Below are 18,558 nucleotides of genomic sequence, written 5' to 3' on the forward strand. Positions count from 1 at the left end.
CCGCGGCGCGCGGATTCAGCGATCGCCGTCCTGGCGGGGAGGGTCGATCGCGTAGGAGTAGCCCGCACCCGCCTGGATGCTCAGCAGCGTCGAAAGAACCGGTCCTCCTGCCGCCACGGCCACGGCGTATCCCGTCGACAGCAAGCGGCCCGTGAGGACTCGTCCGCCGTTCTCCGGGTCGCCGCTCTCCCACGGGAAGCGCAACGTCGCCGAGTTGCTGGCTTCGTGGTAGGTGAGGGACTCGCCAGCGGCGATGTCCGCGATAAGGACCACGTCGTCCCGCGTCGCTGGTTCCAGCGCAAGCGTCGGCTCCGACGTCGGCCAGTTGTAGCTGCCGGCAGGAAAATTGATGGACATGGGGATTCTCCTGGCGATGCGCGTATGCGCTGGCGCTGGCATCGGCGCCGGACCGGGATGCCCCCGCCTGGTCCAGGGGAAGCAACACGGGTATCTATGGAACGGCGGACTTAGTGGGTGACGTGGCGGGGGAGTTCCGCGTGCCGCCTCCGGGTACGCCACCGCCGGCTTGCTTCTGGCCGCCACACCTTTAGACTGGTGCCTTCGCGTTGAACCGGTGCCGCCAGCATGACCATCCGCTCTGTCTCCGCCATCCCGCTGACCCTGCCTTTCAATATCTGGGGTCCGCCGCCCATGCTGGCGGGCAAGCCGCGCCAGATGGAAATGTTGCTTGTCCGGGTCGAGACGGACCAGGGCATGGTTGGCTGGGGCGAGGCATTCGGTTTCGCGGTATGGCCGGCGACGCGTTCGGCCATCGAAGCCTTGATAGAACCGATGACGGTGGGCCGGGATGAAGCGGACATCGACGGCATCATGTCGGACCTGGCGCGCAAGTTCCATCTGCTGGGCCGGTCCGGACCGGTGGTCTATGCCCTGTCCGGTCTGGATATCGCCCTGTGGGACCTGGCCGGCAAGACCGCCGGCAAGCCGGTGGCCGAACTGCTGGGCGGCCGGCGACGCGACAAGGTCCGCGCCTATGCCAGCCTGATGCGCTACGGCAACGCGGAACTGGCAGGGCGCAATTCGGCGAAGGCCGTCAGCGAGGGCTTCGGGATGATCAAGCTGCACGAGATCACGGAGGAACCGGTCAGGAGCGCCCGTGCCGCCATTGGCCCCGATGTGAAGCTGACGGTGGATGCCAATTGCCCCTGGTCAGTGGAGCAGGCGATGTCCATGGCGCGCGCCCTGGAGCCGGAGCAGCTTTTCTGGCTGGAGGAGCCGATCTGGCCGCCGGAAGACTATGCCGGCCTGGCCCGCGTGCGGCGCGAAAGCCCCGTGGCGACGGCGGCCGGCGAAAACGCCTCGGGCTACCTGGATTTCCAATCCATGTTCGCCGCCGGCGCGGTGGATTATGCGCAGCCCAGCGTGACCAAGATCGGTGGCATCGGCGAGATGATGCGCATCGCGCAGCTGGCGCGCACATGGAACGTGGCGCTGGCGCCGCATTCTCCGTATGTGGGCCCGGGCTTGCTGGCCACCGTGCACATACTGGCCGCGCTGGAAGAAGACATTCCCCTCGAATATTGCTATTGCGAGCTGGATGGCAACCCCTTGGGCGATTCGGTCGTGGCATCCGGCGGTTTTGTCGATGTGCCGACAGGGCCGGGCCTGGGCCGCGATCCCGATCCGGCCTTGATCGAGCGCAGCCGCATCGCATAGCTTTCCCCGGCAAGCCATCAGTCCATAACAATGACCTGGAGACACCCATGAAACCTTCCATCCGGCGTGGCGCTCATGCCCGCGCACTCGTGTCCGCCGCGCTGTTCGCCGGTGCGGTCCTGGCCGGCGCCCTCGCGCCTTCGGGCCCTGCGCAGGCCCAGGCCTATACCCGCCTGGTCGTCGCGTTCCCGCCCGGCGGGCCATCGGACCTTATGGCCCGCGTCATCAGCGATACGCTGGGCAAGGCGCTCGAACAGAATGTGGTGGTGGAGAACCGCCCCGGCGGCAACGGCGCGGTGGCGGCGCAGTACATCCTGCACGAGCCTGCCGACGGCAAGACGCTGTGGCTGACGACGGCCGGCGCCATTACGGTGAATCCCTTTCTCTATCCCAGGCTGTCGTACTCGGTGAAGGATTTCGCACCCGTGTCGCTGGTGGTTAACACGCCCGAAATGCTGGTCGTGAATCCGAAGAACCCGGCCACCGACGCCAAGTCCTTCGTCGCGAATGCGTCCAAGGCCAAGCAGGTCAACTTCGCGTCGTCGGGGATCGGCAGCATGCCGCATATGGGCATTGCGCTGCTGTCCAAGGCCACCGGGGTTGCATTCCTGCACGTGCCCGAAAAAGGCGCCGCGCCGGCCATCAGCGATCTGCTGGGCGGCCACGTCGAGGCCTTCATCGGCGACATCCCCGGGCTGGTCGGCCAGGTCAAGTCGGGCGGGCTCAAGCCGCTGGCGATCGCGGCGCCCAAGCGCAGCGAGCTGTTTCCCAACGTGCCGACCTTCGCGGAGCAAGGCATACAGGGCGTGGAGCTGAACAACTGGAGCGGCCTGTATGTTTCCGCGAAGACCCCACCGGCGCTAATCGACAAGCTGAACCGTGCGATCCATCAAACGCTGGCCGACCCCGAGGTGCGGAAGAAGCTGGTCGAGCTGGGCGTCGATCCCCAGGCCACTACACCCGCCGAAATGCAGGCCCTGGCCGCTCGCGATAGCGCCAAATGGAAGCAGGTGATCGAAGAGAACCAGATCAAGGCGGAATAACAGCGTGTCGGCGACCTTGGCGCCTGTTGCTGATACGCCCTGAGCCGCGCCGCCTTTAGCGCGCCGGCTTCAGTCCCCGCTGCCCGATGATCGTCGTCCACCTTTCGGTTTCCTGCGAAATGAGCTCCCGCAGCGCCTGGGGCGTGTTCGGATGCAGCGGCGGCACATAGGCGAGCTCCATGTAGGCTTGCTGCAAGACGGGATTCATGAGCACCGCATTGAGGGCATCCCCCCAACTTTGCGACGACATGCGCGGGTGTGCCGGCAGGTACCATCAGGCCGTACCAGGAATCCAGGTCCAGGCCGGGCAGGCCCGCTTCCTCTATGGTCGGGACGTCCTTGACGATGGCGAGCCTGCGTCCCGAGAGGGCCGCGACGGGTCGCACCCGCGAGGGTCATGATGTCTTCGAGATCCGCGATGGGCGAATACGCCGCGACCAGGACCACGTACGGTACGGTCGCCAACAGGCCCATGGGAACCAGGTCACGCGCGAAGTCGTAGTCCAGACGCTCGTACATGACCTTATGGATGGTGTTCGGCCGTCCGCCGATGAAGACGGTGTATCCGTCGGGCTTCGCGCGGGCCACGGACTGCGCCGCGATATTGCTCGCGGCGCCCGGACGGTACTCGATGAGCACCTGCTGTCCGATGTGCCCGGACATGTGCGTGGCTATCAACCGGGCCAGGGTATCCAGGCCCGCTCCAGGGGGATAGCCGCGACGATGGTAATGGGACGTGCTGGATAGGGCGATTCCGATTCGGCGGCAGACGCGCTCGTGCAGGCCAGGGTTGCCATGAGCATGACGGCGGCCCACTCGCGCTTGCGGAAGTCCATGCGTCTCTCGATCCGTTTGTGGCGGGATAACCGCCGCGATGCGGCGGTCCAAACGGAGCGGTGAGTGCCGCGGGCACCCATGGGGTTCCGGTATTACGGCGCGGGCGCCGGATCTTCCTCGAGGTGATGCGCCGCCACGGCGCGCTGCAGGCCATTCTGCACATGTTGCCGCATCGCGCGGGCGGCCACGTCGGCGTCCCGGGTGGCGAGGGCCTGCAGGATGGCGCGGTGCTCCGCATGCGAGGCCGATGAACTGCCCACCAGGGAAAAACCGCGCCGCCGCAGCAGGTGCATGCGGTTCACCACCTGGCGATATATCCCGAGCAGCGTGGCGTTGCCGACCATTTCGACGATCCGGTCGTGGAACGCCACATTCAGTTCGAAATGGCGGTTGAAGCCATCGCGTGCCGACGAGGTTTCCAGTTCCGTCAGCATCTCGCCAAGCTCCGCCAACTGGTCGTCGGTAATGCGGGGCGCCAGGCGGCGGCCGACCATTTCGTCCAGGCCGGCGCGGACGTCATAGAGCTCCGCCGCCTCGTCATCCGACAGGTCGCGGATAAAGACGCCGCGATTCTTTTCCAGGCGCACCAGCCCGGCTTCTTCCAGCGCGCGGAACGCCTCGCGCAAGGGGCTGCGGCTGACGCCGAGCCGCTGCGACAGCTCGCTTTCGTTCAGCCGGGCGCCCACCGTCAATTCGCCGGACTTGATGCCGCGCAGGATCTCCTCCTGCACCAGGCCGGACAGGGTCATGGAGCGCAACAGATCGAATGGCGTGGCGGAAGCGGAAGGCATGACGGATACGGCTCAAAACGGTTCGCGGCGGGCACCCCGCAGGGGGCGCCGACTTCAGCGGAGGGTAAGGATAACAAAACTAAAGTAATGGCATATCGTCTGATCGTCGACAATCTTCTCATGCCCTCCGCGCGGATCGCCGCATGTCCGCGCCAGCCTGGGGACCTCCACGACAAGGCGATGAACAAGAAAGGCGTGGCGCGGCCCGGCGCATCGCTACACGTGGAGTCGAGACAATGGCGGCGATCAAGGCAAGGATGTTCCGCGGCACGGCGGGCAGGGTGTTCATCCTGTTGTGCGCCATGTATTTCATCGAGTATGTGGACCGCGTGAACCTGTCGGTCGCAGCCCCGCTGATCAAACAGGAATTCGGTTTGAGCAATACCCGGCTGGGTGTGGCGCTGGCCGCTTTCGGCTATTGCTATGCCGTTTTCCAGATCGTCTGCGGTTACCTGGGCGATCGTTACGGCCCGCGCCGGATGCTGGCTGTGTCCGGGATCCTCTGGGCGCTGGGGACCCTGGTGACCGGCCTCGCCACGGGCCTCGGCGGCCTGATCCTGGCACGGCTGCTGGTCGGTACAGGCGAAGGCGGGACCATCCCGGTCGCCACCCGTGCCATGAGCAACTGGATTCCGCGCGAGCGGCGCGGCTTCGCGCAGGGGTTCACCCACTCCGCCTCGCGCGCGGCGGCGGCGCTGACGCCGCCGCTCGTCGTCTTCATGATTCCTTTCGTGGGATGGCGCGGCTCCTTCGTGGTGATGGGCGTCGTGAGCCTGCTGTGGGTGGCGCTGTGGTACAGCTATTTTCGCGACGACCCGCGCGACCATCGCGGCATGACGCTGGAAGAACTGGCCGCGCTGCCGCCCTATGCGGATGCCGCGCGCGACCGCGACGGGCGGCGCGAGCCCGTGCCCTGGCTGGCGCTGCTGCTGCGCATCCTGCCGGTGACGATCGTCTTCTTCGCCCACGCATGGGTGCTGTGGATGTACCTGAGCTGGTTGCCCAGCTTCTTCGTGTCGCACTTCCACATCGACCTGAAGCATTCGGCCTTCTATACCGCCGCCGTCTTCCTGGCCGCCGTGGTCGGCAATACCGCCGGAGGCATGCTGACCGACTGGCTGTACACGCGCAGCGGCAAGCTGAACGCCTCGCGCCGCAATGTGGTCATCCTGGGCTTCGCCGGCTCCATCCTGTGCATGGCGGGCGTCCTGTCCGTGCATGGCGACACCGTGGTGACGGTGTGCCTGGCGGCCGCGCTGTTCTTCCTGGAACTGAGCGCCGGACCGGTATTCGCCACGCCCATGGATGTGGCGCCGGCCCATGCGGGCGTGGCCACCGGTTTCGTCAGTACGGCGGCGGGGCTGGCCGCGGTCGTCTCGCCCATTACCTTCGGCTACATCGTCGATGTGACCGGCAGCTATACCTCGCCTTTCGCCGTGTCGATCGCCGTGTTGCTGGTGGGCATCGTGATGTCCTTCTGGATGAGGCCCGACAAGCCGCTGCAAGCCACGACGCGCAGGCCGGACAAGGTCGCCGCATCCGGACCGCCCATCATGGAATTAAGGAGCAGTGCGCATGAGTGAAGCAGGAAGCCCGGCCATGGCCGGACGTGTCGCGATCGTGACGGGCGCCGCCCGCAACATCGGCCGGGCGATCGCGATCGGGCTCGCCCGCGAGGGGGCGAACGTGGTGGTGAACGCGCACAGCGCCGCCGATGAGGCGGCCCAGACGGCCGCCTTGGTCGCACGGTCCGGCGGACAGGCCCTGGTGCATCTTGCCGACGTGTCGAACCCCGCCGGCGCGCAAGGGCTGGTCGATGCGGCCGTGGCGCGCTTCGGCCGCATCGATATCCTGGTGAACAATGCCGCCGTGCGCCGCGAGTCGCGCTTCGACGACCTGGACTGGCGGCAGTGGCGCGAAGTCACGGGAGTCATCCTGGACGGCGCCTATCTGTGCGCGCATGCGGCCACGCCCTGGTTGCGGCGCTCGCCGGCTGGCGCGATCGTCAATATGGGCGGCATGTCGGCCCATGGGGGCTCCGCGGGCCGCGCGCATGTGATCGCCGCGAAGATGGGCCTGGTCGGCCTGACGCGCGCGCTGGCCCACGACCTGAGCGACAGCGGCGTCACCGTCAACTGCGTGGTGCCGGGCCTGATCGACACGGCCCGCGGACGTTCCGCGCAGGGGACGCCGGCGCATCACGCCAGCCATCGCACCCTGCTGGGACGCCGGGGCGCGTCGGAGGAAGTCGCCGACCTGGTGGTTTTCCTGTGCGGGCCCAAGGCCCGGTACCTGACCGGACAGACGCTGCACGCCAATGGCGGGGCTTATCTCGGCTAGCCCGGGCGGAATTCTCCAGGAGTGGACATGAAGACAATGGGTACATCCGCGCGCAGGCTGGCGCATGCGGCGCTCGCGCTGTCCTTATGCATGGGCGTGCGTGCCGTGCTTGCGCAGGGCGACTACCCCGACCACAAGGTGCGCGTGATCGCGCCGCAGGGCGCGGGCGGCGGCGTCGATGTGGTGGGCCGCCTGCTGGCCGAGGCGCTGTCCAAGCGCCTGGGGCAATCGTTCTATATCGAGAACCAGGGCGGGGCGGGCGGCATCATCGGCGCCGCGGACACCGCCCGCGCCGCGCCCGACGGCTACACGCTGATGATTGCCTATGTGGGCACACACGGCACCAACCCGGCGGTGCGCAAGACGCCCTACGACCCGGTGAAGAGCTTTACGCCGATCGCCATGATCGGCGGTACCGCCAACATGCTGCTGGTCAGCCCCACGCTGGGCGTGAAGACGCTCAAGGATTTCATCGCATACGCCAACCGGAATGCCGACAAGATGAGTTATGGCACTTCGGGCAACGGCACCCTGAATCACCTGGCGATGGAGCAGTTCAAGCATGAAGCCGGATTCGAGGACCTCCCCGTGCCGTACAAGAGCATGAGCGAAGCCCTGACCGATGTGCTGGGTGGACGCGTGGAGACGGTCTTTCCCGGCGTCGCGGCCGGCTTGCCCATGGTGCGCGCGGGCAGGGTGATCCCGCTGGCCGTCACCGGCGAGCAGCGGCAGGCGGTGCTGCCCGAGGTGCCCACCTTCAAGGAACTGGGCTTTCCCGCCATGCAGGCGCTGACCTGGTACGGCGTCGTCGGCCCCGCCAGGCTGCCGCCCGCCATCACCGAAAAACTCAATACGACCGTCAACGCCATCCTGGCGACGCCGGACTTCGCGGACAAGCTCCGGCAACTGGGCATCGAGCCCATGCCCATGGCCCCGCCGCAGTTCGGCGACTACATCGCCAGGGAGGTCCAGACCTGGACCGACGTGGCACGCATCGGCCATATCCAACTGGACTGAGGCACGGACACTACACAGGATCAACCATGTCCCAAGATCGCAACAACAACGAAGCTTCCGTATCGCAGCGCCTGGCCCGCGGCATCGTCGCGGCCAACCCGCAGCATGAAGCGGGGGCGCGCGCCGCCGGCCTGCGCATGGTGCTGGATATCGCAGGCATCTGCATCGCGGCCCGCGCGCAACCGTATGTGCACGCGGCGCTCGCCGCGATAGACCCGGACGGTCCCTGCACGGTGCTCGGCCACGCGCGCAAGCTTGGCGTCGAGGGCGCCGCCTTCATCAACGGCATCGCCGCCCATGGCGAGGACTTTGACGATACCTACGAAGGGGGGCCGGTGCACGCCGGCGTCGTCATCGTGCCGGCGCTGCTGGCCGCGGCGGAGCGGCATGGCTTTTCCGGCGAGGATTTCCTGCGCGGACTGGCGATCGGCACGGAAGTCATGTGCCGGTTGTGCAGCGTGGCGCCCACCAAGGTGCACAAGGCGGGCTTTCATCCGACGGCGGTGTTCGGCGTGATGGGCGCCGTCGCGGGCGTAGGCGCGGCCCTGCGCCTGACGGAAGGGCAACTGGTGGACGCCTTCGGCATCGCCGGCAGCATGGCCTCCGGCATCATCGAATACCTGGCCGACGGATCCTGGACCAAACGCATGCATCCGGGCTGGGCGGCGCAATCCGGCTACCGCGCGGTGCGCCTGGCCCGGGAAGGGTTCAAGGGCCCGCGCACCGTGTTCGAAGGATCGCATGGCCTGTTCCACGGCTTCGCCAATACCGCGGCGGGCGACTTCGACGCCATGATGGCGGGCTTCGGCGCAACCTGGATCTGGCCCACCATCGCGTTCAAGCCCTATGCCTGCGGCACCATGTGCCATCCCTACATCGACTGCGCGCGCGAGTTTGGCAAGCTGGGCATCGATCCGGCCGCCATCGCCGGCATCGAATGCGAGGCCGCCGAAGGCGTGCTGCATCGCCTGTGGGAACCGCTCGACCAGAAACGTTCGCCGCCGAACGGCTACGCGGCCAAGTTCAGCGTCCCGTATGCGATCGCGGTGGCGATCGTGCGCGGGGATGCGGGGCTGCGCGAATACGACGACGTTATCGTCGAGGACCCGACGATCCTGGCGGTGGCGTCGAAGGTCTCGTACGTCGTCGATCCGCACAATCCTTATCCCCGCCAATTCACGGGGCATGTGCGCGTGCGGCTGGTCGACGGCAAGGTGCACGAATTCCGCCAGGGCTACTTCAAGGGCGGGGTCGACCACCCGCTCAGCGACGAGGACCTGACGCGCAAGTTCCAGGCGAACTGCGCGTATGGCGGACTGGCGAAGGACGATACGCAAGGCTTGCTGGCGCACGTCCACGCGCTGTTCGACAGCCCGGCCGTGGATTTCGCGCCCTTTGCCCGCTAGCGGGCGAACGGCGCGATGGCTGCCGCCCTTCAACTGCCGATCGGCGCGCCGTCCTTGCGGCGTATGGCGAGCGTGGAGGACCGCGCGACCTGCCCCGGCACCGGCCAGGCCTGGGTGGGGTGCTGGATATTGACGAAGAAGGTGGTCAGGTCCGGTGTGTACGCGATGCCGGTCAGCTCGCAGCCTACCGGCCCCACCAGGAAGCGCTTGGACACGCCGGTCGCCGGATCGATGCAGTACATGCCGTTGTTGCCGAACACCTTGGGCGTGGCCACGGCCCCGAGGTTCATGTCGGTCTGCACCCACAGCCTGCCCGCCGCATCCTGGCGCAGGCCGTCCGGGCTGCTGAAGTCATCGCCGTCGATATTGCCGGCCAGCGCCGGCTTGTCCTGCGCGGCCGCCTGTTCGGGGTCGCCCGCGAGCAGGAAGATGTTCCACTTGAAGGTGGTGGCCAGGGGCGAGTCGTCCGTCTCCTTCCAGCGGATGATATGGCCGTGGTGGTTCTCGGCGCGCGGATTGGCCTCGTCCACGGGCGCCTTGCCGCCGCGGCCGGTGTAGTTGGTCAGCGTGACGTAAATGTCCTTGGCCGGGCCGACGGTGATCCATTCCGGGCGGTCCATGACGGTGCCGCCCGCCGAGACGGCGGCTTGCTGGCACTCCACCAGTATGTCGGCCTGGGAGTGGAAGCCCTCCGCCGCGGTCAGCCCCTTGCTGCCGTGCGACAGGGCGATCCACTTGCCTTCGCCCGAAGGGTTGAACTGCGCCACGTACAGCGTGCCCTGGTCCAGCAGGCCCAGGTTGGCCGAGCGGGCGCTTGCGTCGAAGGGGCGATCGGGAACGAATTTGTAGATGCAGCCCGGCGTGCTGTCGTCGCCCATGTAGAAGGCCACGCGGCGGGCGTCGTCGGCCAGCCACGCCACGTTCTCGTGGTTGAAGCGGCCCAGCGCGGTGCGCTTGACGCCGGTCTCCAGGATCTGCCGCTGGGGGTCGAGTTCCACCACCCAGCCGTAGCCGGCCTTGGGCTGGCTGCCGTCGAAGTAGTTGTGCGTGACTTCTTCGCAGGTCAGGTAAGTGCCCCAAGGCGTGGCGCCGCTGGAACAGTTGTTCAGCGTGCCAACCACCTTGTCGCCGATCTTCTCGCGCGCCGGTCCGCTGACGGCATAGACGGTGTTGCCGGTATAGCGGCGGTTGTAGGGCGAGTCCTGCTTCACGCGCCACGCGCCGCCGGCGTATTCGACCTCGATCACGGAGACGCCGACGGCCGACAGGGCGAGACGCTTCTGGTCCGGCGTGGCGGTCTTCTCGTCGAAGGTGTTCTTCGGGAAGGTGCCTTCCGGAAAAAGCACCTGCATGTCGAGCTGCTCGTGGTTGATCGCCAGTAGCCCGCCTTTCTGCGGGTCCACCCCCGCAAGGGGAAAGTAATGCATTCCGTCGTGGTCGCCGCCCGCGCGCTTGCCGGCGATATCCCAGGCGGGAAAGCTGCCCTGGGTCCACGCGGGCGCGCCGGCTTCGACCGGATCCCCGGCGGAAAACAGCACTTGCACCTCATAGCCCGGCGGCACCACGACCTGGTCGGCCGTGGAACGGGCCACGGGCTGGAACCTGATGGAATAGTCCTTCTCGGGATCGAGGCCGTTGGCCGGGCGCGATGCGGCCGCGCCCGAGCCGCCGCGCGTACCGCCATCGCCCGGCACGCCGGCCTGGGCCAGCGTGGCGGCGATGGTTTCGCCACCGAATACGGAGAGCGCCGCCATGCCGAAGCCGGACTTCAGCAGTGTGCGGCGCGCGGGATTGACGGCCAGCACTTCGGCCAGCGTCTGGCCGGGTCGCGGGGACACCGGGCTGACCATCGTCGCGGAACGGGCTTTTGCATCGTCGGTGGAACGGGACACGGCTTTTCCTTGGTGGAAGGTATGAATGCACCGGATATTGCGCCCGAAATGCGACAGCTTTCTGTCAGCTCGGTGCGACGCTGCTCCAGGGAATCCCCGTGTGCGTACTACCGGCACGGCGACCGTAGAAGCTTCTCGTTGCGCTCACTGGCGCAAATACGACAATTTGTGAAAATATTTCGCTGGCGCAGACATAGTTTGATAATCTCGCTGCCGATTCAGACATGCCGCACCTCAAACAGTTGCAAAGCGTATTACCGCTCCCCGCATAGCGGGTTGCCAAGGTCCCGGGGGGGACAGTAGCCCTGCAAGCCATGCCATGGGGGTCGGGCGCAGGGGTTCAGGGGACTCGCGATGAAGGCAAGGCTGTGCTACGCCAACCGTTCCAGCAACGATTTGCAGTCTGAACCGGGCCGCCGGCCCCGACCTCACCTGGCCTTGTTCAAGCACCCGGCGATTGTGGCCGCCGTGCTCGGCGCGGGCGCCGTATTCGCCCTGCCGTCGGTGGCGGTGGCGCAAAGCCAATACTGCTCCACGCAAAACGGCGTCTACACCTGCAACCTGCCGTCTTCACCCAGCGGGTCTTCCATCACACTGAGCAATACCGGCGGGGACACCGGCGGCAATGCCTTGCCCATGTCGGTGACTTCGCCCGGCGGCGTGAGCTATGTCGCGCCCTCCACGGCAAACGGCGCGCTGCAGTTTTCGTCCTATGGCCAGAATGCCGGCAGTGGCGCGGGAACCAATACGCAGGGGCTGACCATCACGAGTTCCGGCCCCATCACGGTGACCGGGGGACAGCAGACCATCAACGGCTATGTCTTCGGCATCTGGGCGCAGCAGTGGGCGGGGACCAGCAGCAACGGCAATGGCGGATCGTCGACCGCGGCCCTGACGATCAACAACAGCAGTCCGATTTCCCTGAGCCTGTCCGGCGTCGCCGCGATCGGCGGGGCCGGCATATGGGCGGACGACCAGGGCGGCAGCGCGTCATCCGGCTACACCGCGGGCAGTTCTGCCGGTGTCGCGATCAACAATAGCGGCGCGATCGACGCAACCCTGTCCGGCTGGGGGGGCTTCGCCGGCATCCAGGGCTTTTCCTTCGGCGGCAACGGCAACAATGGCACGGCGGCCGGAGGCGCCGCCGGCAGTGCCAGCGTGTCGAGTTCCGCGGCGGTCGATGTCGACTGGACTTGGCAGAACGCCGGCAGCAGCAGCAATGGCATGTGGGGCGTCCAGGCCTATTCCGCGGGCGGTGTGGGCGCGAACAACGGCAACGGCAACGGCGGCGTGGGCGGCAATGGCGGCTCGGCCACGGTAACGCTGACTGCGGGGGCGAATGTCAGCCTGCAGATCAGCGGAACCCCGCCGGCCAATGCGCCGTCCGTACCGAATGCCGCCGTCGCGGCGCAGGTAACGGGCGGGGCGGGCGGCTACGGGCAGGGCCAGAACGGCGCCAGCGGCGCCAATGGCGGGGCGGTCAGCGGCGCGGCATCGATCTATGTGACCGATGCCAGCGTGGCCGCGACGGGTGACGCGGTATCGGGCATCCTGGCCTTTGGCCAGGGCGGCGCCGGCGGCGTGGGGGGCTTTCCGGACGTCGGCAACGATCCCTCTGAAAACGGCGGCGCCGGCGGTAGCGTCGGCGCCGCCGGGCAGAATGCGGCCACGATCAACGTGACGGCCCAGACCGCGCCCATCGCGATCTCCACCGCGGCGCCGAACGTGGGCAATTCACCCGCCATCGCGGCGGTGCTTCTAGGGGGCGCGGGCGGCGACGGAGGATGGAGCCACGATACCGGCGCTTCGACCTCGCATGGCGGCCAGGGCGGGAATGGCGGCAGCGTCAATGGCGCGATCGGGATCACGCTGTCCGGCAGCTCGTCGCTGCCCATCACCGTGGGCACCACAGGGCAGACATCGCCAGGTATCTACGCGGCCAGCCTGGGCGCGGTGGGCGGCAATGGCGGTTACGCGGATACGGGCATCGCCGGCAGCGCCGACGGTGGCGATGGCGGCATCGGCGGGTCGGGCAATGACGTCAACATCTGGCTGGCCGGTACCGGTATCTCGACCAACGGGCAGAACTCGCCCGGCATCGTCGCGCGCAGCGAAGGCGCGACAGGCGGCTGGAGCGGGTATGCCAATGCGACTTCGGCCACCGGCGGGAACGGCGGCAATGGCGGGAACTCGGGCAATGTGACGATTTCCCTGGACAGCGCTTCCGGCATCAACGCGCAAGGGTCCAATTCCATCGGCATCCTGGCGCAGAGCCTGGGCGGCGCCGGCGGCGACAATTCCGGCGACAACGGGCGGTTTACCGGGACGGCGGGCAGCGCGGGTTCGGCCGGCAGCGCGCAATCGGTCACGGTGACCAACAACGGCACGATCAGCGCTACCGCGCAAGGCATACTGGCCCAGTCGATCGCCGGCTCCGGCGGCACGGGCGGCGCCGGCTGGGACCTATTCCACGGCAATCCCAGCTCGGGCGGCTCGGGCGGTACCACCGGCACGGTGACCGTGACCAATAACGGCAACGTCATCACCAGCGGCGCGAGCGCCGACGGCATCGTGGCGCAGTCCATCGGCGGCGGCGGCGGGGTAGGCGGATCGCAATCCGGCACCGCCTACAGCGTCGGCGGTCCAGGCGGCGCCGGGCAGGCCGGCAATACGGTCACGTTCAATTCGACCAATGGCTCCATCACGACCAATGGCGTGAGCTCGATCGGCATGCTTGCCCAGTCGATCGGCGGCGGCGGCGGCGATGGCGGCAACGCCGCCGGCCTATTGGTCACCATCGGGGGCAATTCCGGCACCAGCGCGCCGGGCGGCGCCGTCACCGGAACGCTGGTGGGCGGCAGCATCAATACGAACGCCGAAAATTCCGCCGGCCTGGTCATGCAGTCGATAGGCGGGGGCGGCGGCAATGGCGGCAGCGCGAGCACCGAAGGGTTGTTCGCATCCGTGTCCATCGGCGGCAACGGCGGCGGCGGAAGCGATGGCGGAACGGTCACGGTGACCACGAACGGCACCAATATTTCCACCGCCGGCACCAAGTCGCCCGGGATCCTGGCGCAATCGATCGGCGGCGGCGGGGGCTCGGGCGGCAATGCGCTGTCCGGCAGCATCGGCGCCGGCTTCGACGCCAGCGTGGCGCTCGGCGGCGCGGGCAGCGGCGGCGGCAACGGCCAGCAGGCCGCCGTGACCCTGGTAGGCGGTTCCATCATGACCGGCCAGGATGTGCGCCTGACGCAGGGGCTGGGCTCCAGTTCGATTCCCTGCTCGCCCACGGCGCCGGCCGGCGGCCCCTGCAACACGCTGCCCGTGGACAGCGATGGCGTGGTCGTCCAGAGCATAGGCGGTGGCGGCGGCTACGGCGGCTCCGCCATGGCCCAGGCGATCGCGGTGTCCGTGCCGGTATCCGAGGCGGGCAGCCAGGCGTCGCTGGCGGTTTCCATTACGCATGGCGGCAAAGGCGGCCAGGGCGGCAATGGCGGCCCGGCGCAGTTCTCGCTTTCGAATGGCGCTTCCATCACCACCTCGGGCCAGGGCGCCAACGGCGTGCTGGTGCAGAGTATCGGCGGCGGCGGCGGCAAGGGCGGCGATTCTTCCGCGTCCGCGGCGGCGATCGGCTATACCGGCGCCTCGGTGCCCGAGAGCGGTACGGCCAAGTCCGCGACCGTTTCGGTTTCGCTGGGCGGCGGCAAGGGCGGCGGCGGTGGCTACGGCGGGCCGGTGCAGATCGCCATCGGCGGAACGGTGCCCACCGACAGCCAGAGTGCGCCATCGGCGGACCCTGGGGGAAGCGCGCCCACCTCGATCACGACCTGGGGCGACTTCGCCAACGGCGTAAAGGCGCAATCGATAGGCGGCGGTGGCGGCGATGCCGGCCTGGGCAGCGGCAACACGCAGGGCTTCGGGACGGGGAACAACCAGAGTTTCAAGATGACCCTGGGCGCGACAGGCGGCAACGGGGGCAATGGCGGCAATGTCTACGTCGCCATGTACAGCGGCAACGGCATTACCACCTGGGGTTCGGGCGCGCTCGGCATCGTCGCGCAATCCATCGCGGGTGGCGGGGGCACGTCGCAGGCTTCCTCGTTCAGCCTGCAGGGCTCCTTCACGAACAGCGACACCAAGGAAACCGACCAGCCGGGCGTGACCTTGCAGCTCGGTACGACCGGCGCCCCGGGCGGCACGGCGGGCGCCGTGACGGTCCTCGCGCAGGCGCCGATCATCACGCACGGCGGCGATGCGACGGCGATCCTGGCGCAGTCCATCGGCGGCGGCGGCGGGCTGGCGGGCGGATCGGGTTCCGATGCTTCGCAGGACAATCCCATCGTATCGGCGCTGGCCGGCCGCGAATGGTTGAGCAACGCATACGGCAACATCAAGAACGGCAGCACCACCTATGACCCGATGTTCACCATGAGCATAGGGGCAACCGGGGGCACCGCCGGCAACGCCGGTACGGTGACGACGTATCTGGAAGCGCCCATCGCGACTTCGGGCGACTGGGCGCATGGCATCGTCGCCCAATCCATCGGCGGTGGCGGCGGCAAGGGCGGTACGGCCATCGCAACGGGCGGTGGCGGCCTGCCGGCCGAAGTCCAGATCAACCTGGACTTCGCCATAGGCGGTGGCGGCGGCCCCGGCGGCGACGGCAATACGGTCGACGTCTACCTGGAACCGAACGGCAGTCCCTCCATCACCACGGCCGGCTTTGCCGCTTCCGCGGTGCTCGCCCAGAGCATCGGCGGCGGCGGCGGCATAGGCGCGGACGGCTCGGACGGCGCCAACGGCAATATTTCGGTCGGCGCCGGCGTCGACGGCAAGGGCGGCAGCGGCGGCAACGGGGGCACCGTCAATTTCTATCCGGCCAACGGCGGCACGGCGCCCATCACCACCACCGGCGATGTCGCCGACGGCGTGATGCTGCAATCGATAGGCGGCGGGGGCGGCCTGGGCGGTGCCGGCGCCACGGTGTGGTCGCAAACCACCGGCTCGCTCAAGCTGACGGCCGGCGGCGGTACGTCTTCGGGCGGCAGCGGCGGCACCGTCAACTTCAATCCCGGCCAGAACGATAATCCGCTGTCGATCACGACTTCGGGCTATAGCGCCTACGGCATCGTGGCGCAAAGTATCGGCGGCGGTGGCGGCGCCATCGTCGCCCGGCCCACCGGCAGCAGCACGCCCGGCACCTATATCGAAGGCTGGACCGGCAGCGGCAGCGCCACGGGCGGCCCGGTCAATGTGTATCTGGGCAGCCAGACCACTATCGCGACGTCCGGCGTCGGTGCGCACGGCGTGGTCGCGCAGTCGGTGGGCGGCGGCGGGGGCATCATCCGCGTCACCGGCACGACGTCCGATGTGCCGACCCTCAATACGGGCTATGTGTCGGGGATCTCGAACGGCAAGAACCCGGCGGGCGGCGATGGGGGCGCCATCACGGTCGTCTCGGACGGCAACATCACGCTCACCGGGGCGGGGGCGATCGGTATCTTCGCGCAAAGCGTCGGCGGTGGCGGCGGATTGATTGTGAACGGAACGTCGGTCTACGCCGGCGCGCCGTTGCAGTACGAGAAGAATTGCACCGACAAGGCCTGCGGCGGTGTGCCGGGCGCTGTATCGGTAACCGTGAACGGCGCGGTGGCGGCCACCGGACAGAACGCGATCGGCGTGTTCGCCCAGAGCGCTGGTTACGGCTTCAGCCCGGCGGGCGGTCCCACGCTGAATGTCAACGGGCCGGTGATGGGCGGTACGGGCGCGCAGGGCACCGGCATCTGGGTCGACACGGTACCGAACCAGGCGGGCGTGTTGAACATCAACAGCGGCGGCAGCGTGGCGACGGCCGGCGGCTCGCAGGCGATCGCCATACTGGGCACGGGTGGGCCGCTGAACGTGTACGGCATGGGCCATCTGACCGGCGGCTACAAGCTGAACGGCGGCTCGATGCTGCTCGAAGGGAGCTGGACACCCGGCCCGCTGGCCGATGCCGTCCTTACAACCAACAACGGCATCATCGCGTTCGACAATCCCACGATGGTCACGCGGGTCACGGGCAATTTCGTGCAGAACCGCAGTGGCAGCATGAGCATCATGATCGACGCGCTGAACAGGACATCGAGCCGCTTCCAGGTCGACGGCAATGCCTCCGTGGACGGCACCATCGTTCCCAATGCCGTCACGCTGCTGCCAGGCACCTTCTCCGTCCTCAGCGCGTCCAACCTGGGCACGACGGCGCAGGCGCAGGATACGCTGGTGTTCGACTGGGATGCCAGGACGGCGGGCAACACCATTACGCTGACGCCGAACTCCAACTTCACCCCCGCCGGCGTACCGCTGACTTCCAGCCGCTCCTCGCTGGCCAACTACTACACCCGTGCGTGGAACAACGCGGACCCGACCTTCGCGTACGTGTTCGCGGGACTGTCGCAGATCAATGACGCCGGCGAATACAAGGGTACGCTGGACCGGTTCTCCAGCAAGGCCACGCAGGCGCAGTCGATCGCGCTGGCCAATTCGGCCGGCACGATCCTGGGGTCCTCGATGAGCTGCCCGGTCTTCGAGGGCAAGGGTGTGATGCTGGACGAGGACAATTGCGTGTGGGGCCAGGTGAACGGCCGGTGGAGCGATCAATCCAGCAACGGCGATACGCAGGGTTATCACGTGTCGGGCACCACCTACCGCTTCGGTGGCCAGCACCGGATCGCTCCGGACTGGTACCTGGGGGCGTCCGTCGCGGCCGGCCAGACCTGGGCGCGCATGAGCGGCGGCTCCAACGGCGACGGCGATACCTATGATGGCTCCATCACGCTGAAGCACACCATGGGGCCGTGGTATTTCGCGGGGTCCCTGGCCATGGCCAGCGGCTCCTTCGACAGCAACCGCAAGGTCAATGCCTTCGGTGGCACCCAGACGCTGACCAGCGAGCCCAGTATTTTCCTGGCGGGAACCCGGCTGCGAGCAGGCTACGAGTTCGCCTACGACGACTGGTATGTGCGCCCGTACGGCGACCTGGACTTCATCTATACGCACCTGCCCGGCTTCGAGGAATCGGGCGCGCCGGGCTATGCGCTGAAGGTGCGCGGCAGCGACCAGTTCAATGTGGTGCTGTCGCCGATGGTGGAGGTGGGCCATCGCTTCGACGTCGATGCGAAGACGACGCTGCGCACCTACGCCGCGCTGGGCTTCAGCTATCGCCCCGACAGCACCTGGACGCTGAATTCCAGCTTCGTTGGCGCATCGTCGGCCAATGGCACCTTCACCGACTACATCAAGTCGCCGGAGGTCCTGGGCAAGGTCGACCTGGGCGTACAGGTCTTCCGGGCCGGCGGTTTCGAGCTGAAGGCAGGCTACACCGCCGACTTCGGCCATTCCTTCCTGAGCCAGACGGCAAGCGCGCGGTTCGCGTACCACTTCTGACGGATTGCGGCGCGCGCCATCGCTGACGGAGGCGGCGCACGCCATCGGCTATGGCGCGCGCCGTGGACATCCGGTTCCGCGGGGGGGCGCGCCGCCCGCGGGTGCGGAACGATGGCGCGGGACGAGTCTT

At 67.8% G+C, this 18,558-nt stretch carries 12 protein-coding genes and 2 pseudogenes; 7 read left to right on the top strand and 7 right to left on the bottom strand.

The features are described from left to right. Positions 1-15: 15 nt before the first annotated feature. Positions 16-357, bottom strand: a complete 342-nt coding sequence (locus BAU07_RS04170; protein WP_066654413.1) for a hypothetical protein — start codon at positions 355-357, stop codon at positions 16-18. A gap of 228 nt (positions 358-585) precedes the next feature. Here BAU07_RS04170 and BAU07_RS04175 point away from each other — a divergent pair, with 228 nt between their 5' ends. Together BAU07_RS04175 and BAU07_RS04180 are read left to right on the top strand one after the other, a co-directional pair. After that, positions 586-1,677, top strand: a complete 1,092-nt coding sequence (locus BAU07_RS04175) for a mandelate racemase/muconate lactonizing enzyme family protein (RefSeq protein ID WP_066654414.1) — start codon at positions 586-588, stop codon at positions 1,675-1,677. Between the two features lie 47 nt (positions 1,678-1,724). After that, positions 1,725-2,720 carry a Bug family tripartite tricarboxylate transporter substrate binding protein gene (locus BAU07_RS04180; RefSeq protein WP_066654416.1) on the top strand — a complete coding sequence of 332 codons (996 nt, stop codon included), beginning with the start codon at positions 1,725-1,727 and terminating at the stop codon, positions 2,718-2,720. 55 nt (positions 2,721-2,775) lie between these two features. Here BAU07_RS04180 and BAU07_RS27345 read toward each other — a convergent pair whose 3' ends face one another. From BAU07_RS27345 to BAU07_RS04190, 5 genes and pseudogenes are all read right to left on the bottom strand, one after another. Then, the gene (locus tag BAU07_RS27345) at positions 2,776-2,928 is read right to left on the bottom strand and encodes a hypothetical protein (protein WP_198168866.1); all 153 of its coding nucleotides are present in this window, start codon (positions 2,926-2,928) and stop codon (positions 2,776-2,778) included. Positions 2,929-2,992: 64 nt separating this feature from the next. Next, positions 2,993-3,106, bottom strand: a pseudogene (locus BAU07_RS27770) (tripartite tricarboxylate transporter substrate binding protein); the annotation flags it as partial. Between the two features lie 61 nt (positions 3,107-3,167). Further along, a pseudogene (locus tag BAU07_RS27775) lies at positions 3,168-3,383 on the bottom strand (tripartite tricarboxylate transporter substrate-binding protein); the annotation flags it as partial. A gap of 11 nt (positions 3,384-3,394) precedes the next feature. Beyond that, positions 3,395-3,556, bottom strand: a complete 162-nt coding sequence (locus tag BAU07_RS27350; RefSeq protein ID WP_198168867.1) for a hypothetical protein — start codon at positions 3,554-3,556, stop codon at positions 3,395-3,397. A 93-nt stretch (positions 3,557-3,649) separates the two neighbouring features. Then, positions 3,650-4,348 (bottom strand): GntR family transcriptional regulator, encoded by a 699-nt coding sequence (locus BAU07_RS04190; protein ID WP_066654420.1) that lies wholly within the window; start codon positions 4,346-4,348, stop codon positions 3,650-3,652. Positions 4,349-4,584: 236 nt separating this feature from the next. On the opposite strand from BAU07_RS04190, the gene BAU07_RS04195 reads away from it, so the two are divergent. Genes BAU07_RS04195 through BAU07_RS04210 form a run of 4 tightly spaced genes read left to right on the top strand, consistent with a single transcriptional unit; the run spans position 4,585 to position 9,111 of the window. Next, entirely contained in the window at positions 4,585-5,931 is a 1,347-nt protein-coding gene (locus tag BAU07_RS04195; RefSeq protein WP_066654422.1) for an MFS transporter, read from the top strand. Further along, complete coding sequence (locus BAU07_RS04200; RefSeq protein WP_157121977.1) at positions 5,924-6,688, top strand: SDR family NAD(P)-dependent oxidoreductase; 765 nt, start codon at positions 5,924-5,926, stop codon at positions 6,686-6,688. The genes BAU07_RS04195 and BAU07_RS04200 overlap by 8 nt, the downstream gene beginning before the upstream one ends. Before the next feature lie 27 nt (positions 6,689-6,715). Continuing rightward, positions 6,716-7,705 carry a Bug family tripartite tricarboxylate transporter substrate binding protein gene (locus BAU07_RS04205; protein ID WP_084025306.1) on the top strand — a complete coding sequence of 330 codons (990 nt, stop codon included), beginning with the start codon at positions 6,716-6,718 and terminating at the stop codon, positions 7,703-7,705. A 26-nt stretch (positions 7,706-7,731) separates the two neighbouring features. Beyond that, a complete protein-coding gene (locus tag BAU07_RS04210) occupies positions 7,732-9,111 on the top strand; it encodes an MmgE/PrpD family protein (RefSeq protein ID WP_084025308.1) in 1,380 nt (459 codons plus the stop codon). A gap of 29 nt (positions 9,112-9,140) precedes the next feature. Here the strand turns inward: BAU07_RS04210 and BAU07_RS04215 are convergent, their stop codons facing one another. After that, the gene (locus tag BAU07_RS04215) at positions 9,141-11,003 is read right to left on the bottom strand and encodes a PhoX family protein (protein ID WP_066654428.1); all 1,863 of its coding nucleotides are present in this window, start codon (positions 11,001-11,003) and stop codon (positions 9,141-9,143) included. Positions 11,004-11,357: 354 nt separating this feature from the next. On the opposite strand from BAU07_RS04215, the gene BAU07_RS27660 reads away from it, so the two are divergent. After that, positions 11,358-18,428 (top strand): autotransporter outer membrane beta-barrel domain-containing protein, encoded by a 7,071-nt coding sequence (locus tag BAU07_RS27660; RefSeq protein ID WP_066654430.1) that lies wholly within the window; start codon positions 11,358-11,360, stop codon positions 18,426-18,428. Positions 18,429-18,558 lie beyond the last annotated feature (130 nt).

Source organism: Bordetella flabilis, assembly GCF_001676725.1.
In the GTDB taxonomy this organism is placed as follows: domain Bacteria; phylum Pseudomonadota; class Gammaproteobacteria; order Burkholderiales; family Burkholderiaceae_B; genus Bordetella_C; species Bordetella_C flabilis.